Genomic DNA, 24,027 nt, shown 5'->3' with positions numbered 1-24,027 from the left:
CCGTGGAGGTGTGGTGACTACGGGCGCGCTGCACACCCCAAATCACCACACCCCTGGTGGTGTGGTCAGGCGAAGACGTCCTGCTGGAAGCGGCCGGACTCCTCCAGGTCGCTCAGCCAGGCCTCGGCTTCGGCATCCGTCGAGCCGGCCCGGCTCCGGTGCAGCGCGAGCAGTTCGGCGCGGACCGCCGGGGCCATCCGGGCGCCGTCGCCGCACAGATAGACGTGACCGCCGGCGGACAGCAGCTCCCACACCTCGTCACCGGCCGCGGCCAGCGCGTCCTGGACGTACCGGTGCGGGTGGTCCGCCTTGCCGGAGAACGCCAGGCGCAGGTCGACCACGCCGTCGTCGGCCCACCGGCGCATCTCGTCGCCGTAGAGCCAGTCGTGCTCCGGGTGCCGGCAGCCGAAGAACAGCAGTGCCGGACCGCGCGTCGCCAGTGCCGCCCGCTCCTGGAGGAAGCCCCGCAGCGGTGAGAAGCCGGTGCCCGGACCGATCAAGATCATCGGCACGCCCGGGTCGGCCGGTGCGCGGAACGGCGGCGCCGGCACCCGGACGTGCCCGAAGAAGGTGTCGCCGGGCGTCAGACGGGCCAGGTACTGCGAGCACATGCCCCGGTAGCGGCCGTTCCCGGTCAGCGCGGGACCGTCCACCAGGCCGACCGTGATGGTCGCCAGCGACGGGTCGGCCAGTGGCGACGACGAGATCGAGTAAAACCGCGGCCGGATGGTCCCGACCAGTTCCAGGAAGACGCCGAAGGGCAGTTCGATCGCGGGGAACCGCTCCAGCAGGGCGAGGATCGAGAGGCGCTTGGCCCGGACCTCGTCGGTGTAGGCGACGTCGTCGGTGGCCCAGCCGGTCAGCTGTCTGGTCGTCCACGGGCACTCGGTGTGCTGGACGAGAGTGGCGATCTGGCTGCGGGTGGCCGGCTCCTGGAGTTCCACGAACTCGGTGAGCAGCAGTCCGGCGGTGATCGGGACACCGATCGGGAGTCCGGTCGGCCGCTCGCCGTCCTGGCCGATCCTGATCACCAGGTCGGCGCGTACCCGCAGGACGTGCAGTGCCCAGTCGACGAGGTCGGGTTCGTTCTTCGCATAGACCGCGAGGTGATCGCCGGCCGCGTAGGAGACGCCCTCCGGCAGCCGCACGGTGACCGCCTTGACGCCGGGGCGGGGCGCCCGGGCGGTGAAGTCGGTGAGCCCGGCCGGGTCGCTGACCAGTTCGTCGACGGCGACCACGGTCATCGGGTACGCCTGCGCCGACACCACCGCCGGGCGGACCCGGTCCTCGCCGAGCACTTCGACGACGAACCGCGGTCCGGCCGGGACGGCGGTGGACTCGGCGCCGAAGTCGGCGGCGAGCGCCGTCCACAGCCCGTCGAGCCAGGCGGTGGCCATCCCGTCGAAGTCGGCGGACGCGTCGGTCTCGCCCCGTTCCACGATCGCCGCGGCGCCGGCCCGGGTCAGCTTGTCCTGCACCCGCTTCGGGAACGCCTGGTAGGTGTTCCATTGGGTGTTGCCGTTGCCGAGGAGTGCGAACCGGACCCCGGTCAGCGCACCGTCCGGGATGTCCAGTTCGTCGAAGCGTTGCGCGTTGTCCGGTGCCTTGCCGTTGTAGCTGGAGGTGACCACGGTCAGCAGGCCGTCGGTGGGCAGGTCGGCGGCGAGTTCGTCGAGGGTCTGCACGGTCACCGCGAACCCGGAGCGCCGGGCCCGGTCGGCCAGCTGCTGGGCGAGGTCCTCGGAGGTGCCGAGGTTCGAGCCGTAGGCGACACGGAGGCGTACCCCCGAGGCTTTGATCTCCGCCACCGGCGTGGCCGTGGCCGCGGCGACCGGGTCCACGCCGAAGACCATGCGTTCGTAATCCTGGCGGGACCGGATCCGCAGCCGGAAGTCGGTCGGCTTGATGGTCAGGGCCTGCTTGATCTGCAGCCGGTAACCCACCGGGTCGGTGATCGCGAACCGCTGCAGGATCATCGCGAGCGCCAGTTTGGCCTCGGTGAGCGCGAACTGCCGGCCGATGCAGGCCCGTTCGCCGTTGCCGAACGGCTTGTACGAGTGCGGATGGTGCCCGGCCTTGCCCTCGGTGGTCCACCGGTCGATGTCGAAGGTCTCCGGGTCCGGCCAGGCGGACGCGTTGGTGTGCAGGGGACGCAGCAGCACCGCGATCTTCTGGTCCGCCGGGATCTCGTAGCGGCCGGCGAGCGTGGTGGCCTCCCGGCTGGCCAGGCCGATCGCCGGGATCGGCGAGAGCAGGCGCAGCGTCTCGTCGAGGATCCGCGGGATCACGTCCAGCTTCATGATCGTTTCGTAGGTCGGCACCGTGTCGCCGGGCAGCAGCCGGTCCACCTCGGCGTAGGCCTGCGCCAGCACGTGCGGGTTGCGCAGCAGCAGGTGCAGCGCGAACGACAGGGTGCCGCTGGTGGTCTCGTGCCCGGCGATCAGGAAGGTGAGCACCTGGTTGCGGATGTTCTCGTCGGAGAGCGCAGCGCCGGTGACCGGGTCGGCCGCGCCGAGCATCAGGCCGAGCAGGTCGTTCGCCTTCTCGCCGCTGGTGCGCCGCTGCTGGATCACCTCGTCGACGAGCTCCTGCATGATGCCGATGTCGGCCTGGTACGCCGCGTCGGCCTTCTTCTTCAGGCCGGTGACCACCGGGAGCTGCCGGGTCCGGTGCATGGCCTCGGTGAGTGCCCGGCCCATCGCCTCCAGGAACGGGTGCAGTTCCGGCTTGTCGAAGGATTTGAACTTCTGGCCGAATCCGGCGAGCGTGATGGTGTCCAGCGTCAGCCGGGTCATGTCGTCGGTGACGTCCACCTCGGTGCGGTCCGACCAGGCCGCCACCAGGTCGTCCGCGATCTCCAGCATCTGCGGGAAGTACGCCTTCATCGACCGCTGGCTGAACGCCGGGAGCAGGATCCGGTGGGCCTGGCCCCAGACCTCCTCCTCGCCGCGGGCGGTGAACAGTCCGTCGCCGGCGAAGTCGCGCACGTGCGCCAGTGGTGGGTCGATCGGTTTGTAGAACCGGGTCTCGTCGCACACCTCGGCGACCAGGTCCGGGTCGTGCACGAAGACCACATGCCGGCCGGCGAGGTTCAGTTTGAAGACGCCGTCGGGGTGTTCGGCGGCCAGATCGGCGAGGAAGCGGTACGAGCCTTCCGCCGGGATCTGCAGTCCGTTGCCGACGATGGGCAGACCACGTGGGGCGGGGATTTCGGCGGTCACGGGGGAACCTCCTCAGCCATACGGTGTATGGCGCTACCATACGGCGTATGGCTGGGGGTACAAAGTCCGGTGATCGGCGTCTCACCAAGGACGCGATCCTGCGAGCGGCGTTGCGGATCGTCGATGCCGACGGCGTCGAGGCGCTGAGCATGCGCCGCCTGGGGGCCGACCTCGGGGTGAACCCGATGTCGCTCTACCACCACGTGGCGAACAAGGCGGCGCTGCTCGACGGGATCACCCGGATGGTCACCGACGGGGCCCGCGACATCGTGCCCACCGACGGGACCTGGCAGGACCAGCTGCGCGAACTGGCCGGCGCGTTCCGCGAACTCAGCCTCGCCCATCCCCACCTGATCCGGCACTCGTTCGCGGCCGACGACTTCATCCAGCGCGACGGGCCGATGTGGCGGTCGCTGCGCTCGGTGCTGCACGGCGCCGGACTGCCCGACGACACGGTGGACCAGACCGGGGCGGTCCTCGTGGTACTCGTCGGCGGCCTGCTGCACACCGAGGTGAACGGGACGATGCGCCGGCTCATCGGCGCCGGGGAGGCCGACGACACCGGATTCCGGCTGGCAGTGGAACTGCTGATCGACGGCGTGGCCGCCCGGATCTGAGGCGATACACGTGTTTTGATCGAGAAACACGTCCGAAACTTCCAGCTGCGAGCATTCCGGGGCGCATTCAGGAGGTCCCTTTGTTCCTCAGCCAGCATGAGCAGGACCGTCTGCTCATCCACGTCGCCGCCGACGTCGCCCAGCGCCGTCGCGACCGAGGCCTGAAGCTCAACTATCCCGAAGCGACCGCGATCATCACCGCCTTCCTGCTCGAGGGCGCCCGGGACGGCCGGACCGTCGCCGAGCTGATGGACTCCGGCCGCCGGGTGCTGACCCGCGAAGACGTCATGGAGGGGGTGCCCGAGATGCTGGCCGAGGTACAGGTCGAGGCGACCTTTCCGGACGGCACCAAGCTCGTCACCGTGCACGGGCCGATCTCGTGATCCCGGGCGAGGTCGTGTTCGGCACCGGGGACATCGTGATCAACCCGGGCCGGCCGGTTTTGAGCCTTCCGGTACGCAACACCGGTGACCGGCCCGTCCAGGTCGGATCGCACTACCACTTCGCCGAGTCCAACGCCGCTCTGGAATTCGACCGGGACGCCGCCTGGGGACACCGGCTCGCGGTGCCGGCCGGGACCTCGGTCCGTTTCGAGCCGGGCATCCCCCGCGACGTGACGCTGGTGCCGCTGGCCGGCCGCCGCATCGTCCCGGGCCTGCGCGGGCTGGCCGGTGGGGAACTCGACCGGGCCGCCGCGGCGGCGGCCGACCCCGCCGACATCGAACCCGCCGGGAGCCTGGACGAGGACACCGGCGAGGGCGCACACAACGGGAGCCCGCGATGACGCACTCACGTGGCTCTTCCGCCGCCGGCCCCAGCAACAGCGGAGGACACCGATGACTTCCCTGGAGCGCAGTCGCTACGCGGCCCTCTACGGGCCGACCGCCGGCGACCGGATCCGGCTCGCCGACACCAACCTGTTCATCGAGATCGAAGAGGACCTCAGCGCCGGCCCGCGGCCGGGCGACGAGGTCGTCTTCGGCGGCGGCAAGGTGATCCGCGAGTCGATGGGGCAGTCCCGGGCCACCCGGGCCGAGGGCACCCCGGACACCGTGATCACCGGCGCGGTGATCCTCGACCACTGGGGCATCGTCAAGGCCGACATCGGCATCCGGGACGGCCGGATCGTGGCGATCGGCAAGGCCGGCAACCCGGACACCATGGACGGTGTCCACCCGGACCTGGTGATCGGCGCGAGCACCGAGATCATCGCGGGCAACGGCAAGATCATCACGGCCGGGGCGATCGACAGCCACGTGCACCTGATCAGCCCGACCATCCTGGACACCGCGCTGGCCAGCGGCATCACCACGATCATCGGCGGCGGGACCGGCCCGGCCGAGGGCACCAAGGCCACCACGGTCACCCCGAACGCCTGGCACCTGGCCCGGATGCTCGAATCGCTGGACACCTGGCCGATCAACGTGCTGCTGCTCGGCAAGGGCAACACGATGTCCACCGAGTCGATGTGGGAACAGCTGCGCGGCGGAGCCGGCGGATTCAAACTGCACGAGGACTGGGGGACGACCCCGGCCGCGATCGACGCCTGCCTGAGCGTGGCCGACGCGTCCGGCGTGCAGGTGGCGATCCACACCGACACGCTGAACGAGGCCGGGTTCGTGGAGGAGACGCTGCGGGCCATCGCGGGACGGTCGATCCACGCGTACCACACCGAGGGGGCCGGCGGCGGGCACGCGCCGGACATCATCACGGTGGCGTCCCAGCCGCACATCCTGCCGTCGTCGACCAACCCGACCCGGCCGTACACCCGGAACACGCTCAGCGAACACCTCGACATGCTGATGGTGTGCCACCACCTGAACTCGGCGGTGCCGGAGGACCTCGCGTTCGCGGAGAGCCGGATCCGGCCGTCGACGATGGCGGCCGAGGACTATCTGCACGACCTCGGGGCGATCAGCATGATCGGCTCGGACTCGCAGGCCATGGGGCGGGTCGGCGAGGTCGTCACGCGTACCTGGCAGACCGCGCACGTGATGAAGGACAAGGTCGGATCGCTGGCCGGCGACGGTCCCGCGGACAACAACCGGGCGAAACGCTACGTCGCGAAATACACGATCTGCCCGGCCGTCGCGCACGGGATGGCCGCGCAGATCGGCTCGGTCGAACCCGGCAAACTCGCCGACCTGGTGCTGTGGGATCCGGCGTTCTTCGGCGTACGGCCGGCGCTCGTCCTCAAGGGCGGCATGATCGCCTCGGCGCAGATGGGCGACGCCAACGCCTCCATCCCCACACCGCAGCCGATGCTTCCCCGGCCGATGTTCGGCGCCTACGGGGTGGTGCCCGCGCAGACCTCGCTGGCATTCGTCGCGCCGGCCGCCATCGACGCGCTGCTCAGCGACCGGATCGGGGTCAAACGGGCCCTGGTGCCGGTGGCCGACACCCGGTCCGTGGGCAAGGCCGACATGCCGCTCAACGACGCCATGCCGCGGATCGAGGTCACCGCCGACACGTTCGAGGTGCGGATCGACGGCCAGGTCATCGAACCGTCGCCGGTGTCGGAACTGCCGATGGCTCAGCGGTACTTCCTCTTCTGATGAGCCTGGCCACCCTGCTCCTGCTGGCGGACGGACGGCTCCCCTCCGGAGGGCACGCGCACTCCGGAGGGCTCGAACCGCAGATCAGTGCGGGACGGGTCCGGGACGTGACCGGCCTGGAGGGCTTCCTGCACGGCAAGCTCGCCACCAGCGGGCTGGTCGCGGCGGCGTTCGCGGCCGCGACCTGCGCGGACGTGCGCCGCTGCGGCGAACTCGACGCGGGGATGGACGCCCGGACCCCGTCACCCGCGCTGCGCAAGGCCTCACGGGCCCAGGGCCGGGCCCTGCTCCGGGCGGGACGGGCGATGTGGCCGGTCTCCCCGCACACCGGCCGGGAACCCCACCAGCCCGTCGCCCTGGGCGCCCTCGCCGCGGCGGCCGGACTCCAGCCCCTCGAAGCGGCCGTCGCAGCCGCCCACGGGGTGACGACCGGGACGGCCAGCGCGGGGGTCCGGCTGCTGGGGCTCGACCCCTATGCGGTGCACGCGCTGCTGGCGCGGCTCGCCCCTGTTTGTGACCGGATCGCGGCACAGGCCGCGGACCGGTGCGGCGACGCGGTCGACGATCTGCCGGCCGCGGGCGCTCCCCTGCTCGACATCGGCGCCGAGCACCACGCCACCTGGGAGGTGCGTCTCTTTGCATCCTGAACTGCATGAACACGGTCCTGAAGAGGTTCCGCACACGCACCCCGACCCCGGGGTGGATCCGCACGAGCCGCTGCACGCGGGCCCCCGCGCCCTGCGGATCGGCATCGGCGGACCGGTCGGCTCGGGCAAGACCGCGCTGGTCGCGGCGCTGTGCCGGGCCCTCGGCGAGGAGTTGCGGCTGGCCGTCGTGACCAACGACATCTACACCACCGAGGACGCGGACTTCCTGCTGCGCAACGGGGTGCTGCCGGCCGAGCGGATCCGCGCGGTGGAGACCGGCTGCTGCCCGCACACCGCGATCCGGGACGACATCTCGGCGAACCTGGACGCGGTGGAAGACCTCGAGGCGACACTCGGCCCGCTGGACCTGGTGCTGGTGGAGAGCGGCGGCGACAACCTGACCGCCACCTTCAGCAAGGGCCTGATCGACCAGCAGATCTTCGTGGTGGACGTGTCGGGCGGCGACAAGGTGCCCCGCAAGGGCGGCCCCGGCGTCACCACGGCCGACCTCCTGGTGATCAACAAGACGGATCTGGCGCCGATGGTGGGCGCGGACCTCGCGGTGATGGACCGGGACGCCAAGGCCCGGCGGCACGAACTGCCCACGGTGTTCCTGTCGCTGGCCGAGGACAAGGCCGCCACTCCGGTCGCCGACTGGATCCGGGGGCTGATCGCGGCCCGGACCGACGCCGCCGTCGTCTCCTGAACCGGGGAACACGTCGTGCGCGCTGAGGCCCGCGTCGTCGCGGAGGCGGACGGGCGCGGCGGGACCCGGCTCGCCGTCCTGCGCGGCGAATCGCCACTGCTGCTGCGGCAGACCGGCCCGCGGTCCGGCACGGCCACCGTGCACCTGGTCGGCGGGGCCGCCGGCCCCCTGCGCGGCGACGAACTGCGCCTCGACATCACCGTCGGACCGGGCGCCGCGCTGGACATGCTCAGCGTGGCGGCCCAGCTGGCGCTCCCCGGACGGGCGGCGCCGGCATCCCGGATGACGGTGACGGCGTCGGTCGCGGACGGCGGGGTGCTGCGGTGGATGCCGGAGCCGCTGATCGCCGCGGCCGGATCCGATCACATCGTGGAGACCCGGGTCACGGTCGAGGCGGGTGGGACGGTGCTCTGGCGTGACGACCTGGTCTGCGGGCGGCACGGCGAGGACTCCGGCGACGTGCACACGGACGTCATCATCGGGTACGCCGGAACGACGGTCTACCGGCACGAGCTGACCGCCGGCCCCCGGGCGCCGGGGTGGTCGGGGGCCGCGGTGCTGGGTGAGGGCCGGGCGGTGGGGACGATCGTGGTCGCCGGGCCGGGGGTGTCCGCGACGGCGGGAGTGATGGGGGCCGACGCGGCGGTGATGCCACTGGCCGGGCCGGCTTACCTGGTGACCGCGGTCGGGGCGGACAGCCGGCGGGTCAAGGACGCGCTGGATCCCTACTGTTCGCGGGCGCTCGTCGCGGCGTGAAGCAGTCGCGGACTCGTCGTCTGCGGGGCGCTCGGCGTGGCCGTCAGCGGATCGCCGTCGTGTGCGGGGCGCTCGGCGTGGCCGTCAGCGGAACGCCGTCGTGTGCGGGGCGCTCGGTCGTGGTGCGGGCCGGACCAGGGTGCCTGTGGACGTCGGGGCGGGACGGCCGGCCCCCATCGTCAGCCCCGGGACGGCCGGACCGCTTCTGTGGGAGGTGTGGGCGTACCCCACACGGTCTTGATCCTGGGGCGAGGGCGGCAGACGACCGCCCTCGCCGCAGAGAGAGCGCGGTCAGGCGGCGGCCGCGATGGGTACGCCGTGACTGTCCGTCAACGCCAGGCGCGTGCGCAGGCTGCCCTGTTCGGCCACCTTGGCGAAGTACTCGGTACGACGGCGCTGCAGACACCCCTTGCGGGTGCGCGGGCCGCCCGTCGTCACCGTGAGCAGCTCCGGGGCGAGCGAACTGTTCAGTCCCTCACGGAGCAGGCGCAACGCCTCGGTCCGCAACTGGGAGATCCGGGACTCGGTGACCCCGAGCCGTGCCGCCACCTCGCTCAACGGCTGCTCCTGCAGGAACGACTCCTCCACCACCTGACGCAGACGCTCCGGGAGAGCCTGGATCGCCTGATGCAGGTAGCCGAGCCGTTCCCGCTTGAGCAGCAGGTCCTCCGGGCCGTCGGACAGCTCGGGAACCATCTCCTCGGCCGCCCCGGTCGGGAAGCCCTGCAGGCTGAGCAGCGACGCCTTCTGCACGTCGTCCTCGACACTCGCCAGTTCCGAGACGCCGATGCCGAGCACTTCGGCCACCTCGGCGTCGCTCGGCGTGCGGCCGAGCGCGGCGGTGAGTTCCTGCCGGGCGGTGGCGGCACGCCGCGCCCGGGCCCGCACCGAACGGCTCGCCCAGTCCTGGCCGCGCAACTCGTCGAGCAACGCACCACGGATCCGCACCGCGGCGAAGCGGTGGAAGGGGATGCCGCGGCTCACGTCGAACGAACGGGCCGCGCCGAGCAGGGCCGCGAATCCGGCGGACGAGAGGTCATCGGCGTGAACATGGCCGGGTACCCGGTTGAGCAGCTCCCGGACCAGATGGCCAACCATCGGCATGTGTTCGCGGATCAGGTCCTCGATGTCGCGCGCGGAGGGCGCGTCGGGCGTCGTGCCGATGGTGGCGGGGAGTTCGGTCGTGGTGGTCACGTGGTCCTCCTCGCTGGGGTTAACCGGCGTGGTGATGCCGGCTGACGAGGAGAACAGTGGTCGCCGTTGGGTGCAGCGTGGCCCGAACTCGGTTGCTTTTATGGAGTTTTTTCACAAAAAGCCTCAGTCTTGCCGGAGGCCGATATGGAACCGGCACGCCTCGACGGGCGTGCCCAGGCTCACCGTAGTCCCGGGTCCGGGGGTTTGTCCGGCGAGCAGGCGTGGACAAACCCCGGGGGGACACGTCAGTGCAGCGCCGGTGTCCTCGGCGCGAGCACGACGGCGAGCTCCTCCTGCACCCAGGTCATCCGGCGCACGGCGGCATCCGGGTGATCCCCGAACTCGGTGGCCACACCGGCGGCGCACCCGTCGCTGCCGTGCCGCAGGATCATGGTGGTGATGGCTTCCTCCACCGTCTGACGTGTCGGACTCTCCGAGGGCTGCAGAAACGAGACGAAGAGCGCCTCCGCAGCCAGGTCCTTCACAGTGTTGATCATGTCGAACTCCCCGATGTCGACGACCTGCTTGAACTCCGGGCATGCACCCACAGGGGCACGGACCGCCTCGGCCCATCTTCCCCACGGATGTCCCACCGGCCGGCAGCCACGCCGTGCGAGAGTGCCGCGATCGGGGCGCCGAAGCGGAACAGGCCCGTCGTCGTCCACCGCGCGGCTCAGAGCGGGAGCGCGTGTCGGTCCGGTCAACCGTATCGCGGCGATCGGTCCTGTGGCCTGCTCTTTTTCGCCCGATCGCCGCCTTTCACTCTCCGCTTCGCTCTTCGGCCCACACCCGCTTCGCTCTTCGGCTAGCCCCTGCTCCGTTCCCCGGCCGGCACCCGCTTCGCTCTTCGGCCAGCCCTGCTCCGTTCCCCGGCCGGCACCCGCTCCGTTGCCCGGCTCACTCGCCGCTGACGGAACAGTCCGCCGGATCGCACTCCTCCAGTGACGTGCCCGGATCGGGCGGCGGTGAGGTGCTCTCGGTCGGATCGCCGTCCGGCGGGTTCTGCGAGGCCGACGTCGGCGGCGGATCCGGTTCGATCGAGATCGACGGCTTTCCGGTCGGCGACTTCGAGCCGGACGAACTCGGCACCGGCTTCACCGGCGGACGCGGCGTCCTGGACCGGCTCGGCACCGGCGTGGGCGTGATGTGCACGTTGCCGTCCGGGTCGATCGAGACCCCGCCGGAGGGCGTGCTGGTGGTGCCCAGCCGGATGTGGCCGTCGGAGAGGTGCTCGACCTGCCGGGACGGCTCGCCCGGGGTGCTCGAAACATACGTCTCGCAGGTCTGGTTGTTGAGCTTGAAGACCAGCGGTGCCGCGTTGCTCTCCACGAACCGCCCGGTGATCTGCATGGTGGCGGTGCGCTGAGCGCCCAGTGCCTTCGTCGAGCTGATGTCCACCGCCGGGCCCTGCTGGTCGAGGTCGACCTTGCCGTTGCCGGAGACGGTCTGGTCGCCGGACATCAGGAACCACAGGTGCCAGTCGGTGACCGGCGTGTCGGTCCGGTTGGCGAGGGTCACCTGGGCCTTGAACCGCCCGTTCGCCTCGGACCAGACGGCGTAGCTGACCACGCAGTCGTCGGAGACCGGGACGATGGTGGGCTGCGGGGCGCTCGTCACGCCACCGGCCGCACCGGCCGGCTTGTCGTCGTGCGGCTGGCCGATCGCGGTCCAGCCGTACGTGAGGCCGCTGAGCATCGCCACGGTGGCGCCGACCACCACGATCCGGCGCAGCGCGACGTGCCGCCGGCCGGGACGGGACGGACGGGCCGGCGGTGCGGTGGCGGGTGCGCTCGCGACGCTGCGCCGCAACGGCGGCGGCGCCGGCTCCGGGACCGGGACCGGGTTGGCCGCGTCCGGCGACCCGGTCGGGGCGTCGTTGTCGGCGGTCTGGCCGAAACCGGCATAGGGGTAACCGGACGGGAGGATGAACGTGTCCTCGCCGTCCTCCCAGTCGGCGTCGAAGCCGGAGGTGACCGACGGCGCACCGGCCGCGAGACCGGCCAGCACATGCGCCAGTTCGGCCGACGGCGGCCGGTCGGCGGGCTGCTTCTCCAGGCAGCGGGCGATCAGCGCGCCCACCGCCGGCGGCAGTCCCTCGACCGGCGGGAGCGGCTCGGGTTCGGTGTATTGATGGGCGCGCAGCAGTGCGGTGGTGGTGCCGACGTCCCACGGCAGCTGGCCGATCAGCATGCGGTAGATCAGCAGGCCGACCGCGTAGACGTCGGTGGCCGGGCTGACCTGGCCGCCCTCGAGACGCTCCGGCGCCAGGTAGGCCGGGGTGCCCATCAGGCTGCCGTCCGGATCGGTGTCGTTCTCCCCGATCAGGGCCGAGATGCCGAAGTCGACCACCTTGGCGCCGCCCGGGGTCAGCATCACGTTGGCCGGGGTGACGTCGCGGTGCACGATGCCCCGCGAGTGCGCCGCGGCCAGGGCGGCGGCGACCTCGGCGCTGATCCGCACCGCGCTGGGCCACGGCAGCATCCGGACCCGGGCCAGGACAGCCGCCAGCGACTCGCCGTCGACGAGCTCCATCACGACGTAGGGCACCGGCTCGCCGTCGGCGGTGGTGGCCTCGCCGTAGTCGTAGACGTTGGTGATGTTGGGGTGGGTCAGCCGGGCGGCGGCCTGCGCCTCCGCCCGGAGTCGGCGTCGGAACGAGGGATCGGCACTGGTGGAGGGCGGCAGGACCTTGACGGCGACCTGACGCCCCAGCACTTCGTCGAACCCTCGCCACACCACTGACATCCCGCCGGCGCCGAGACGCTCGACCAGTCGGTAACGACCGGCGAGCAATCCCGGACCGGGCAGGTCCGTCGTGCTCATGTGCCCCCACATGCGCGCTTCGAGAAGAACACCGGGCCGCACCGCCATGCCGCCCGACGCCGGGCGAGTCGGGCTCACCATCGGACCCCGAGCATCCCCCATCGACGGCGTGGATGTTAGTCCCTATCGGTCACGGGTTCGACCCGTCACCAAGCGATCTACCAGGGGCTCGTTACCGACAGTTGGGCAGCGTGAGCCGGGTGTGCCTCGAAGATCACCCACACCGGTTGACCGTTGCGCCACCAGCCGGACACGTTGTGCCATCGGTCAGCGCGGGGTATGCCCGCTTCGTCGGATCTTTCGGCCCAACATGCGGGACCGGCCCCGCGGAGCAGAGTTCACGATCGGTCAATATATCGCTACGGAGAGAGATCGAAAGTGTCCAAGATCTGTCATTGATGGACCCGGGAATGCGACGCCGTCAGCGACCGGGCGATCGGAGCCGTCGCCCCGTACGCGATCGACACCGGCAGCGCCGGACCGGCCCCCATCGGCGCGCTCCCGGCCGGCACCGCACCCAGCTCGGTGAGGAACGCCCGCATCGGCGCCCACTTCTCGTAGATCGCCAGCACCACGTCACCCGGCGCCGCCAGCCGCACCGCCGCGGTCACCGCCTCCCGGAACCCGGACGCCTGGATCGCGTTCAGCTTCGGACGGCGGGCCCGCATCTCCCGCTCGACCAGGGCGGCCACCTCACCGCGCTCCCGGCCCCGCGGATCGGTGTCCTCGTAGAGCACCACCCGGGTCACCCCGTCCGCCAGCACCTGCGCCGACGCGGCCAGCAGATCGTCCCGACGGTCGCCGGGCAGGGTGACCGCGGCCAGACACCGTTCGGCGCCCCACAGCCGGTGCAGGGTCCGCAGTGTGGCGGCCAGCGCCGCCGGGTTGTGCGCGTAGTCGACGAACAGCGCGACGTCGCCCACCCGGAACAGCGTGCCCCGCCCCGGGTTGTCGACGGTCGCGTCGAACTCGCCCAGCCGGTCGACGAGCGTCTCCGGGCGGGCACCCAGTGCCCGGGCCGCGGCGATGGCGGCGAGCGTGTTCGCCGCCACGTGCAGGGCGGCGCCACCGTACGCCCCCGGCACCTCGGCCAGGCGCACCAGCGGGGTCCGGCGCGCCCCGGTCGCCTGCACCAGCCAGCCGTCGTGCAGCACGTACGCCGTGGCGCCCCGCGCCAGGTGCTCGGTGATCACCGGGTTCTCCGGGTCCAGCCCGAACCAGACCAGCCGTTTGCGGTCGGCCCGCACCCGGGGGCGGACGGCGATGGTCCGCACCCACGGGTCGTCGGCGTTGAGCACCAGCGTGCCGCCGTCCCGGACCCGCTCGGCCACCACCGCCTTCACGTGCGCCAGGTCCTCGATCGAGTCGAGACCGTCCTGCCCCAGGTGATCAGCGGTGATGTTGGTGATCACGCCGACGTCCGACCAGTCGTAGCCGAGCCCGCGCCGCAGCAGGCCGCCACGTGCGGTCTCCAGCACGGCCACCTCCACCTGCGGGTCGCCGAGCACCATCTGTGCCGACCGGGGGCCGGTGGCGTCGGCGACCTGGACCGCGCGCCCGTCCACGTAGACGCCGTCGGTGCAGGTCGCGCCGACCCGGGCACCGCCCGCGCCGAGGAGGTGCGCGGTGAGCCGGGTGACGGTGGTCTTGCCGTTGGTCCCGGTGACCGCGACGGTCGGGATACGCCCGTCCGAGCCGCCCGGGAACATCGCCCGCACGATGGCGTCGCCGACGTCCCGGGCCCGGCCGTGCACCGGCGCCAGGTGCATCCGCAGCCCCGGCACCGCGTTCACCTCGATCACCCCGGCGGTCACCAGGTCCGGGTCGCCGGTCGGCGGGACCGGCGACCCGATGTCCGGCAGCCGCAGGTCGATCCCGGCGATGTCCAGGCCGACCAGCACCGCGACCCGGCGGCAGAGCCGGGTCACGTCCGGGTGCACCTGGTCGGTGACGTCCCGGCTGGTCCCGCCGGTGGAGAGGTTCGCGTTGTCGCGCAGCCAGACGGTCACCCCGTCGGCCGGGATGGTCTCCGGGGTCAGGCCCTCCCTGCCGAGCACCCGCCGCACGACGTCGTCCACCACGATGCGGGTCAGCACCCGGGAGTGGCCGACACCGCGGCGTGGGTCGGCGTTGGTCCGTTCGACCAGCTCGGCGATCGAGGCGGAACCGTCGCCGACGACGTGCGCGGCGACCCGCTCGGCGGCGGCGACCACCTCGCCGGCCACCACGAGCACCCGGTAGTCCCGGCCGCCGAGCTGGCGTTCCACCACCATGTCGCCGCCGGCCGCGGCACACGCCGCCTCCACCTCGGCGGGACAGGTCAGGTTCAGTGCCACGCCCCGGCCCTGCCGGCCGTGCCGGGGCTTGACCACCACCGGGGCGCCCAGGTCGGCGAGCAGGCGTACCGCGTCGGCCGGGCTGTCCGCCGCGCCGCCCGGGGCGACCGGGATGCCGGCCTCGCCGAGCAGCCGCCGGGTGACGTGCTTGTCGCCGGCGATGTCCACGCCCACGCCGCTGGTCCGGTCGGTCATCGCCGCCCAGGCCAGCCGGCGGCGGATGCCCCAGCCCAGCCGGATCAGGCTCAGGTCGTCGAAACGCTCCACCGGGATGCCCCGCCGCCGGGCCGCCGCGATGATCGACCGGGTGCTCGGGCCGGTCGCCTCCCGTTCGGCGAGCGCGGCCAGCCCGGCCAGGCGCTGGGCCAGCGCCGGCGCGGACGAGCCGTGCCCGTCGTGCACCTCCTGGACCAGTTCGGCGGCGGCCCGCAGCAATTCGCCGGGTACCGGGGAGAGCGGCGACTCGTCGGCCGGGCACTCGACGATCACGTCGTACACACCGGGTTCGCCCGCACCGACCGTCCGGCCGAAATTGATCTCCCGGCCGATGAGCTGGGACATCTCGATGCAGGTGTGCTCGGTGACGTGCCCGAAGTAGGTGCCGTTGCGCAGCCGGCTGACGAACCCCCCTGGTACCCCGGCGGCGCAGTGGTGCTCGGCGAGTCCCGGCAGCACACGCAGCAGACGTTCGGTGAACCCGGTCACGTCCGCGGTCTCCCGGCCGGCGAGTTCCTCCAGGTGCAGCCGGGCCACCACGGCGGGCCGGGACAGGTAGACGTTGGGGCCGCGGAGGCGGCGCAGACTCTCGATCTTCATGCGGCTCGTTCCCGTTCCGGATCACGCGTGCCGGTGACCGGTCCGCGGCGCGTCAGATGAAAGGTGTAGCCGGCCGGCAGCACGTGGATGCGTGCCCCGGTCAGCGCGATCGGCCCGGCGGGCGGCACCCGGATCTCGGTGGCCGCCCCGGCGTCGACGACCGTGACCGCGCCGCTGCCGAGGACCTCGAAACAATTGCCGTCGGTCAGGATCGCGGTGTCCTCGTCGATGCCCAGGCCCAGTTCGTGCGGATACCGGGCGACCGCGCTGAGCAGCCGGTTCAGCCGTCCGCGCTGGGCGAAGTGCTGATCGATCAGCAGACCGGGCAGGAACTCGAGCCCCGGGCCGGTCCGTACGCTGTCCGCGGCCACCCCCGGCCGGTCGCCCCCGGTGATCATGGTGCCGGACATCATCGCGGCGCCCGCGCTGGTGCCGGCCAGCACCAGGGCACCCTCGGCGACCAGCTGGTGCAGCAGCGAGTCGGTCGCGGTGCCGCCCAGCACGCCGGTGATCCGTTCCTGGTCGCCGCCGGTGAAGAAGACCCCGGTCGCGGCGCGCAGCACCGCCTCGACGCCGGGGGCGTTCGCCTCGGACCGGGTGGAGAGGCGCAGGGGGCGGACGCTCGCGGCGGCGGCGAATCGTTGCGCGTACGCGGCCTCGGCGGTCTCCGGCGACTCACTGGCCGTCGCGATGATCACGATGTGGGCGCCGGGTCCCCCGGCCAGCTCGACGAACCGGACGAGCAGCGCCGGTCCGGCCGCGCCGCCCATGATCAAAAGCCGGCCACTGCCCTCCACCGATCCTCCTCGTTCGGGGTACCTACGAGGTTAATCGGAACAAAACCGAAACATCCGGCTAATCGGCATGCAAGAGGTGGGTGATCCGTGCCGGGCCCTCCGCCAGCGCCACCGCGTGCGTCTCCACCTTCTCGTCGTCCCCGGTCAGCCGCCCCTGGTGCTGACGCAGATGCTCCTCCCACGTCGGCACCAGGTAGACCTCGACGAACGCGGCCGGATCCGCGCCGTCCCGGAACAGGCCCCACTGCGTCGCGCCGGTCCGCTGCCGGGACAGCCGGACACCGTCCATCGCGGCGACGAACGCGGACCGGTTCTCCTCCGGCACCCGGTAGGCCGCGGTCACCAGCACCGGCCCGCGATCCAGGTGCGGCTGCAACATCAGGTGCGGCTCCGGCCAGTAGATCGCCGGCGTGTGGTCGTCGTCCTCGTGGGTGTGCACGGGCAGCAGGCGTACCGTCGCGGCGCCGGCCAACACCAGCAGACCGGCCGCGGTGAACGCGGGGACCAGCCCCAGATGCTCGGCGACCTGACCCCAGGCCAGCGCCCCGGCGGCCTGACCGCCGGCGAAGACCAGCTGATAGACGGCCAGGGCCCGGGCCCGCACCCAGTTCGGCAGCACGAGCTGCATCGCGGCGTTCATCCGGGAGACCAGCATCATCCAGGCCAGGCCCGCAACGACCAGGGCGAGGACCACCGGGACGACATGCCGGACCGTGGCGGTGACCAGCAGCGCGGCCCCGTAGGCGAGACCGGTCCCGGCGATCATCTGGTTGGTGCGCAGGAGCCGGCGGGCCCGGGGCATCGCCAGGGCGCCGGCTATCGCGCCGACGCCCAGGGCGGCGAGCAGGACGCCGTAACCGCGGGCGCCCATGGCGAGCCGGTCACGGGCCACCAGCGGCAGCAGACTCCACACCACGCTGCCGGGCAGGACGAAGACGGCGACCCGGGTGAGGATCTGCCGGACCTGCGGGTGATAGCGGATGTACCGCCCGCCGGCCTTCACCGCGGCGCCGAACCGCTCCGGCATCCGCGGCACCGCCTGCGGTTCCCGCCGCCAGCGCAGCAGCGCCACGGCGAACACGCCGAACGACAGGGCGTTGAGAGCGAACACGGTCGCCGACCCGAAATGCGCCACCAGCAGACCGCCGACGGCCGGGCCCGCGGAACGCGCCAGGTTGGTGTTGACGGCACCGAGAGCGGACGCGGCCGGCAGCCGGTCGTGCGGCACGATCTCCGGGATGACGGCCTGCCAGGCGGGCAGAGTCAGCGCCTGTCCCACCCCGAGCAGGAAGGTGAAGACCAGCAGGACCGGGGGCGCGATCCGGTCCAGGCCCGCGAGCACGGCCAGGACGACCCCGATCACGAGCATCGTCATCTGTACGCCGAGAAGCAGTCGCCGCCGATCCAGTGCGTCCGCGAGCGCCCCGGACGGCAGCGCGAACAGCAGGACCGGCAGCACGGTGGCGGCCTGCACCAGGCTCACCCAGGTCGCCGCGCCGGGCTCACCGACGACCAGCCACTGTGCGCCGACGGTCTGCATCCAGGTGCCGAGGTTGCCGGCCAGCACCGCGATCCAGAGCCCGCGGAACACGGGTTCCCGCAGTGGCGCCCAGGCTCCGTCGTGTTCCTTCGCGTCGGTCACCGCGTGAACCTATCGACCGCCGGTTGCGCCGCTCCACCCCCATTTATCGGTTTTTATCGCGCAATCTGGTGCCTGGACCGGGGCGCGGCAGGACGGCACGACGGTCGTCGATCACGTGACCGGCGGCGCAGTGCGTCTCCAGGTGGACCTTCGCGCCGCAGTCGCGGTGCACGTACTCGATCGGCGGGCCCTCCGGGTCGGCCAGGTGGCGGTTGCCCCAGCCGGCCAGGGCGATCAGCACCGGGTAGAGGTCGAAGCCCTTCTCCGTCAGCCGGTATTCGTGGCGTTCCCGGGCACCCGGCTCCCGGTAGGGCTCGCGTCGCAGCACGCCGTGCTCCACCAGGCCGGCCAGACGGTTCGCCAGCACCTGGCGGGGGATCTTCGTGCGGACCCGCATGTCGTCGAAGCGCCGGATGCCGGTGAACACCTCGCGCAGCACCACGATCGTCCACTTCTCCCCCAGGATCTCCATGGCCCGGGCGATCGTGCAGTTGTCGACGTCGAGGTCGAGCGGGTCCACCATGCCGTCGAGGCTAGCGCCTGCCCGCAGGCTAGGTCTGATTGACAGACTCAGCGGGCCCGTGACAGCCTGCGTCCATGACACAGACTCAGGATGCCGCCACCGCCGCCGACCGGCGGACCCGGACGTTCGAGTGGTCCGACCCGGCGGAACACGCGAGCCTGCTCGGGCAGCGCAGCGGCCTGGAGCTGATGCTCGCCATGGCATCCGGAGAACTCCCGCCGCCGCCGATCATGCGGCTCATCGACGTCGCCGGGTTCCACGCCCGGGAAGGCAGCATCACCGTCGAGATCGACCCGCAGGAGTTCCACTACAACCCGCTGGGGACGGTGCACGGCGGGATCATCTCCACCCTGCTGGACACCGCCGCCGCGTGTTCGGTGCACAGCACGCTGCCGGCCGGCGTCGGATACACCAGCATGGACCTCAACGTGAGGTTCCTGCGCGCCGTGACCATCGGATCCGGGCGGCTGACCTGCACCGGGGAGGTCCTCCAGCGGGGACGGCGGACCGCCCTGGCGCAGGCTCGGCTGACGGACGCGGCCGGCCGGCTGATCGCCCACGCGACCTCGACCTGCATGCTCTTCGACCTGCCGCCCGCCTGAGGAAGGCCCACCGGCCACGGAGGACGGACGGGAGTGAGCCCCCGGCGGTGAAACGGCCGAACCGTCTGGGGCCACCCCGGGACGGTCGGATTTCTCCGGGTAGGTGTGGCTCGTACCCACGAAAAAGGGCGACCCACCAGGGGCCGCCCTTCTCCCGTGAGATCTAGGACCAGGTCATGGTCTTGATCAGAAGTTCCTTCTTGGGGTGACCACCACCGGCCGAGGACGCGAACGCGCCGTCGTCACCGGCCTTGACCACGTCCTTGACCAGGTCGAGGCCGCTGGTGATGCTGCCCAGGAGGGTGTAGTTCGCCGGGAGGGAGGTGTCCTCCGAGCAGATGAAGAACTGGCTGCCGGTGCTGCCCGGCTGGCCGGTGTTGGCCATCGCGATGGAACCCGCCGGGTACGGCTTCTCGGTGTCGGTCGGCAGGTTCTCCTCGGCCATGGTGTAGCTCGGGCCGCCGGTGCCGTCGGTCTCGCGGTAGCCGTCGCCGGTCGCGAACGGGTCACCGCACTGGAGAACCTTGAAGGAGTCCTCGTTCACCAGACGGTGGCACTTGGTGTTGTCGAGGAACTTCTTCTCGGTCAGGTACTTGTAGCTGGCGCCGGTGCACGGAGCCTTCGCCAGGTCGACCGCCGCGACGATCGGGCCCAGGTTGGTGTCGAAGGTCAGCGTGCCGGTGCCGGTGTTCGGCACCGTGGTCGGCGGGGTGCCGACGTCCTTGACCTTGCCACCGGTGGCCTCGTCCGACGGGGTCCAGGTGCAGCTCACGGTGCCGGCCTGGGGGGCCGCGGCACTGGTCTTGTCGTCGTCGTCACTGACCAGTTCCCTGATCCAGAGTCCGGCTCCCACGATGACCACCACCGCGAGGGCCGACCCGATGATCGCCTGACGCTGGCGACGCTTACGTGCGGCCGTCGAGCGCTCGGCCATCTCTTTTTCGAGACGGGCCCGCGCCGCCGCGCGCTGCCGGTCCTTGATCGACGACACGGTGTTCCTCCTGCTGGGTCTTAAGCCTTCACGAAGTCAGGACTGGGCGCTGGCCGACGGGGCCGCACCGGCGGCGCTCGCGCCGACGGTCAGAGTCTGGATGGTGATCTTCTCGGACGGCTTGACCTCGTCACCGGCGCTGTTCGCCTCGGTTTTGATCTTGCCGATCTTGTCCAGGGTGGCGACACCGCCGGTCACGTGACCGACGATCGAGTACTCCGGCTCGACGTCGGCGGCGGGCGCGAAGTCCTTGAAGAAAACGAGGAACTGGCTGCTGTTCGCCCCCGGCGGGTTGCCGATCAGGGCGACGGTGCCCTTGGGGTAGAGCACCGTGTTCGTCGTGCCCGTCGCCGCGCTCGCGCTGGGCTCCGGGCGCACCGGCACGTTCTCGTCGTAGAACGAGTAGGTCGGACCGCCCTGACCGGTGCCGGCCGGGTCGCCGCAGCGCAGCGCGCCGTCGGCGGTGATCTCGTGACACTCGGTGTTGTCGTAGAAGCCCTTGCCCGCCAGGTAGGACAGGCTGGCCGCCGCGCACGGCGCGCTCGCCACGTCGAGGGCCACCGAGATCGGCTCACCCTTGTCCGTGGAGATCGTCATGGTCTCGGTTCCCGTCTCCGGGATGTCCTTGGTGGGCGGTTCACCGACGTCCTTGAGGGCCGGGTTGCTGCCCGCGTCCTGTGGCGTCCAGGCGCAGATGTCCACCGCCTCGGTGCTACCGCTGTCGTCGCTGTCGAAAGCGCCACCGATCCAGGCGCCACCAGCCGCGATGAGCACGACGGCGAGGCTGATGCCGACGCCCGCCGTGACCCTGCGACGGCGGCGCTCCCGCTCGGCCCGGCGGACCTGTTGCCGGTCGAATTTCGCGCGCGCGAGCTTGCGCTGCCGGTCCTTGCTGGAAGCCACCGAACGCTGTCCTTCCCTGTGCATGTCAAGGGGTGCGGCACGCCACACGCCCGCAAGAGTGTACGGGTACCTCCTGAGAAAGTGGTGTGCGGCCGCCCGGCTAGGCTCGTTACGATTTGCACCCGCTCCAGAGAGGTCGCCACCGTGCTCGTCACCGGCTTCCCGGCCGAGGCCTTCGGCACCAACTGCTATGTGGTGGCCGCAGGTCCGGGCGAGCAGTGCCTGATCGTCGATCCGGGCATCGGCGTGCTCGACCGCCTCGACGAGGTGCTGGCCCAGCACCGGCTGTCCCCGGCGGCCGTGCTGCTCACCCACGGCCACCTCGACCACACGTTCTCGGTCGCCCCGGTCTGCGGCGCCCGCGGAGTCACCGCATACGTGCACCCGGCCGACCGGGAGATGCTGGCCGACCCGTCCAAGGGGCTGAGCGCCGACCTGAGTTCACTCTTCGGTGGCCGGCTGGAATATTCCGAACCCGACGACGTCGCCGAGCTGACCGACGGCGCGACGCTGTCGATCGCCGGACTCGAGATCACCGTCGACCATGCGCCCGGCCATACCGGCGGGTCGGTGCTGTTCCGCCTGCCCGGCGACGAGGAGTCCGAGGTGTGTTTCTCGGGCGACGTCCTCTTCGCCGGCTCGATCGGGCGCACCGACCTGCCGGGCGGCAGCACCCCGACGATGATGACCAGCCTGCGGGACAAGATCCTGCCGCTGGCCGACGACACCGTCGTGCTGCCCGGCCACGGACCGGCCACCACCATCGGCCGTGAGCGCGCGTCTAACCCGTACCTGCGGGATCTGACCGCCGCGCCCGGCCGCTTCCTGTAGGAGTTCCAGTGCCCATTTCCGGTTTCCCCGAGTGGCTGCCGTCGCAGCGCATGATCGAGCAGTACACGCTCGACAAGATCCGTTCCACCTTCGAGCTCTACGGCTTCGCACCACTGGAGACCCGGGCCGTCGAGCCGCTGGACACGCTGCTCTCCAAGGGCGAGACGTCCAAGGAGGTCTACCTCCTGCGCCGCCTGCAGGAGGACTCCGGCGCTGCGTCGTCCGGCTCCTCCGATGATCAACTCGGTCTACACTTCGACCTGACCGTCCCGTTCGCACGGTTCGTCACGGAGAACCACGGGAAGCTGCAGTTCCCGTTCCGGCGCTACCAGATCCAGAAGGTGTGGCGGGGCGAACGCCCGCAGGAGGGCCGCTACCGCGAGTTCCTGCAGGCCGACATCGACGTGATCAACCGGGACACCCTGCCGTTCCACTTCGACACCGAGATGCCGCTGGTGATCGGGGACGCGTTCCGGTCGCTGCCCATCCCCGCCGCGACCATCCAGGTCAACAACCGCAAGGTGTGCGAGGGCTTCTACCGCGGACTCGGGCTCGCCGACACCGCCCAGGTGCTGCGCACTGTCGACAAGCTGGACAAAATCGGCCCGGACAAGGTCGCTGCCGCTCTGGTCGAGACGGCCGGTGCAACCGACGCGCAGGCAGCGGCATGTCTGAGATTGGCCGAGATCTCGGCATCCGATGGTTCGTTCGTGGACCGGGTGCGGGCGCTCGGCGTCGACGACCCGCTGCTCGACGAGGGACTGTCCGAGCTGCTCCAGGTGGTCGAGACCGCCGCCGAACACTCCCCCGGCCTGGTCCGTGCCGAGCTGAAGATCGCGCGCGGGCTGGACTACTACACCGGCACCGTCTACGAGACCCAGCTGCAGGGATATGAGCGTTTCGGCTCCATCTGCTCGGGTGGACGCTACGAGAACCTCGCCTCCGTCGGCAACACCCGCTTCCCCGGCGTCGGCATCTCCATCGGCGTCTCCCGCATGCTCGGCCTGCTCTTCGGCCAGAACGCGCTGACCGTCTCCCGCTCCGTACCGACCTGCGTGGTCGTGGCCCTCCCCAGCGAGGACAAGCGCACCGACTGCGAGCGCATCGCCACCGCCCTGCGCCGCCGCGGCATCCCCACCGAAGTAGCACCGTCAGCCGCCAAATTCGGCAAGCAGATCCAGTTCGCCGACCGGCGCGGCATCCCCTACGTCTGGTTCCCCGGCGACCCCGACACCGTCAAGGACATCCGCACCGGCGACCAGCTCGAAGCCGACCCCGCAACCTGGACCCCGCCGACCGCGGACCTCCACCCCAGCATCACCGGAGCCTGACCCCTTCCGGTCCAGCGAGGCGCGCTTCTCCCGCTCCTCATCCTGTACGCCCACACCCACCACAAACGCATCCGAGCCGTCGCGGGGCTTACCCGCGGCGGCTCGTCCCGTACCACGACCACAGGCCGGACCGCCGTCCCGCAGCGGTGCCGCTCTCTGCCCGTGCCCAGCCGGCGGCCGGACGGCGATGTTCCCACGCTCGAATACCGGAACAACCGGTCAGCGGCACACGGTGACGTCACGTCCAGTCCCGGCCTACGCGGCGACTAGGCACAGCGGCGGCGCGGCGCGGGGCGCAGGGCGTGGCACGCAGCGCGGGGCGCAGTGCCCGGCACGCAGCGCGGGGCGCAGGGCCCGGCACGCAGCGCGGGGCGCAGGGCGCGGCACGGCATGGCATGGGGCGGCACGGGGCAAAGCAGCACGGCACGGCACGGCGCGGCGCGGCGCGGCGCACGGCACGGCACGGCGCACGACACGGCACGGCGCACGGCACGGCACGGCACGGCACGGCGCACGGCACGGCGCACGGCACGGCACGGCGCACGACACGGCACGGCGCGGCACAACGGCGCGGCACGGCACAGCGCCCCCGGAGCCGCCGCCAAGATCGGAAGAGGTCAAGTGGCGTTCCGGCCATCCCGGCCGTCGCCCACGGTCCACCCGAGAGCCGAAAACAACCGCAGACGACGGCCGGGTGACCCCGAGCCGTCGCTCACGGCTGATTCCCACCCTCCCG

At 71.6% G+C, this 24,027-nt stretch carries 20 protein-coding genes; 10 read left to right on the top strand and 10 right to left on the bottom strand.

All coding sequences use genetic code 11. The features are described 5' to 3' along the window. Positions 1 to 65: 65 nt before the first annotated feature. On the bottom strand, positions 66 to 3,221 hold the full coding sequence (locus WH85_RS36535; protein ID WP_045746695.1) for a bifunctional cytochrome P450/NADPH--P450 reductase: 3,156 nt from the start codon (positions 3,219 to 3,221) through the stop codon (positions 66 to 68). Positions 3,222 to 3,268: 47 nt separating this feature from the next. Between WH85_RS36535 and WH85_RS52505 the strand changes: the two genes are divergently transcribed. The 7 genes from WH85_RS52505 (at position 3,269) to WH85_RS36500 (ending at position 8,502) form a co-directional block, all read left to right on the top strand. Continuing rightward, positions 3,269 to 3,838, top strand: a complete 570-nt coding sequence (locus WH85_RS52505) for a TetR/AcrR family transcriptional regulator (RefSeq protein ID WP_045746694.1) — start codon at positions 3,269 to 3,271, stop codon at positions 3,836 to 3,838. 80 nt (positions 3,839 to 3,918) lie between these two features. Then, on the top strand, positions 3,919 to 4,221 hold the full coding sequence (locus WH85_RS36525; RefSeq protein ID WP_045746693.1) for an urease subunit gamma: 303 nt from the start codon (positions 3,919 to 3,921) through the stop codon (positions 4,219 to 4,221). Beyond that, on the top strand, positions 4,218 to 4,622 hold the full coding sequence (locus WH85_RS36520) for an urease subunit beta (protein WP_045746692.1): 405 nt from the start codon (positions 4,218 to 4,220) through the stop codon (positions 4,620 to 4,622). The genes WH85_RS36525 and WH85_RS36520 overlap by 4 nt, the downstream gene beginning before the upstream one ends. A gap of 52 nt (positions 4,623 to 4,674) precedes the next feature. Further along, positions 4,675 to 6,393: an urease subunit alpha gene (locus WH85_RS36515; protein ID WP_045746691.1), complete on the top strand. Its 1,719-nt coding sequence runs from the start codon at positions 4,675 to 4,677 to the stop codon at positions 6,391 to 6,393. Further along, complete coding sequence (locus WH85_RS36510) at positions 6,393 to 7,040, top strand: urease accessory protein UreF (RefSeq protein ID WP_045746690.1); 648 nt, start codon at positions 6,393 to 6,395, stop codon at positions 7,038 to 7,040. Before WH85_RS36515 ends, WH85_RS36510 begins: the two co-directional genes overlap by 1 nt. Continuing rightward, positions 7,030 to 7,746 carry an urease accessory protein UreG gene (gene ureG, locus WH85_RS36505; protein ID WP_045746689.1) on the top strand — a complete coding sequence of 239 codons (717 nt, stop codon included), beginning with the start codon at positions 7,030 to 7,032 and terminating at the stop codon, positions 7,744 to 7,746. Before WH85_RS36510 ends, ureG begins: the two co-directional genes overlap by 11 nt. Before the next feature lie 15 nt (positions 7,747 to 7,761). After that, positions 7,762 to 8,502 carry an urease accessory protein UreD gene (locus WH85_RS36500; RefSeq protein ID WP_045746688.1) on the top strand — a complete coding sequence of 247 codons (741 nt, stop codon included), beginning with the start codon at positions 7,762 to 7,764 and terminating at the stop codon, positions 8,500 to 8,502. Positions 8,503 to 8,793: 291 nt separating this feature from the next. On the opposite strand, the gene WH85_RS36495 is transcribed toward WH85_RS36500, so the two are convergent. The 7 genes from WH85_RS36495 to WH85_RS36465 form a co-directional block, all read right to left on the bottom strand. Further along, positions 8,794 to 9,696: a sigma-70 family RNA polymerase sigma factor gene (locus tag WH85_RS36495; RefSeq protein WP_045746687.1), complete on the bottom strand. Its 903-nt coding sequence runs from the start codon at positions 9,694 to 9,696 to the stop codon at positions 8,794 to 8,796. A 245-nt stretch (positions 9,697 to 9,941) separates the two neighbouring features. Next, entirely contained in the window at positions 9,942 to 10,193 is a 252-nt protein-coding gene (locus WH85_RS36490; protein ID WP_045746712.1) for a hypothetical protein, read from the bottom strand. Between the two features lie 400 nt (positions 10,194 to 10,593). Continuing rightward, positions 10,594 to 12,519, bottom strand: a complete 1,926-nt coding sequence (locus WH85_RS51030) for a serine/threonine-protein kinase (RefSeq protein WP_045746686.1) — start codon at positions 12,517 to 12,519, stop codon at positions 10,594 to 10,596. Positions 12,520 to 12,911: 392 nt separating this feature from the next. After that, positions 12,912 to 15,671 (bottom strand): cyanophycin synthetase, encoded by a 2,760-nt coding sequence (gene cphA / locus WH85_RS36480; RefSeq protein WP_045746685.1) that lies wholly within the window; start codon positions 15,669 to 15,671, stop codon positions 12,912 to 12,914. Beyond that, a complete protein-coding gene (locus tag WH85_RS36475; protein ID WP_245674241.1) occupies positions 15,668 to 16,468 on the bottom strand; it encodes a cyanophycinase in 801 nt (266 codons plus the stop codon). Before WH85_RS36475 ends, cphA begins: the two co-directional genes overlap by 4 nt. Positions 16,469 to 16,526: 58 nt before the next feature. Beyond that, the gene (locus WH85_RS36470) at positions 16,527 to 18,110 is read right to left on the bottom strand and encodes an MFS transporter (protein WP_045746683.1); all 1,584 of its coding nucleotides are present in this window, start codon (positions 18,108 to 18,110) and stop codon (positions 16,527 to 16,529) included. Between the two features lie 43 nt (positions 18,111 to 18,153). After that, positions 18,154 to 18,633, bottom strand: a complete 480-nt coding sequence (locus WH85_RS36465; RefSeq protein WP_157411444.1) for a winged helix-turn-helix transcriptional regulator — start codon at positions 18,631 to 18,633, stop codon at positions 18,154 to 18,156. Between the two features lie 74 nt (positions 18,634 to 18,707). On the opposite strand from WH85_RS36465, the gene WH85_RS36460 reads away from it, so the two are divergent. After that, positions 18,708 to 19,235: a PaaI family thioesterase gene (locus WH85_RS36460; protein WP_045746682.1), complete on the top strand. Its 528-nt coding sequence runs from the start codon at positions 18,708 to 18,710 to the stop codon at positions 19,233 to 19,235. Between the two features lie 163 nt (positions 19,236 to 19,398). On the opposite strand, the gene WH85_RS36455 is transcribed toward WH85_RS36460, so the two are convergent. Further along, positions 19,399 to 20,226 (bottom strand): peptidylprolyl isomerase, encoded by an 828-nt coding sequence (locus tag WH85_RS36455; RefSeq protein WP_045746681.1) that lies wholly within the window; start codon positions 20,224 to 20,226, stop codon positions 19,399 to 19,401. A gap of 36 nt (positions 20,227 to 20,262) precedes the next feature. After that, positions 20,263 to 21,129: a peptidylprolyl isomerase gene (locus tag WH85_RS36450; RefSeq protein WP_045746680.1), complete on the bottom strand. Its 867-nt coding sequence runs from the start codon at positions 21,127 to 21,129 to the stop codon at positions 20,263 to 20,265. A 144-nt stretch (positions 21,130 to 21,273) separates the two neighbouring features. On the opposite strand from WH85_RS36450, the gene WH85_RS36445 reads away from it, so the two are divergent. Then, positions 21,274 to 21,960 carry an MBL fold metallo-hydrolase gene (locus WH85_RS36445; protein ID WP_045746679.1) on the top strand — a complete coding sequence of 229 codons (687 nt, stop codon included), beginning with the start codon at positions 21,274 to 21,276 and terminating at the stop codon, positions 21,958 to 21,960. An 8-nt stretch (positions 21,961 to 21,968) separates the two neighbouring features. Then, complete coding sequence (gene hisS / locus WH85_RS36440) at positions 21,969 to 23,291, top strand: histidine--tRNA ligase (RefSeq protein ID WP_083449527.1); 1,323 nt, start codon at positions 21,969 to 21,971, stop codon at positions 23,289 to 23,291. Positions 23,292 to 24,027: the final 736 nt, after the last annotated feature.

Source organism: Actinoplanes rectilineatus (assembly GCF_000962825.1).
Classification (GTDB): Bacteria; Actinomycetota; Actinomycetes; order Mycobacteriales; family Micromonosporaceae; genus Actinoplanes; species Actinoplanes rectilineatus.
Note: the sequence above shows the minus strand (reverse complement) of the source record. Positions and strands in the feature narration are given on the sequence as shown.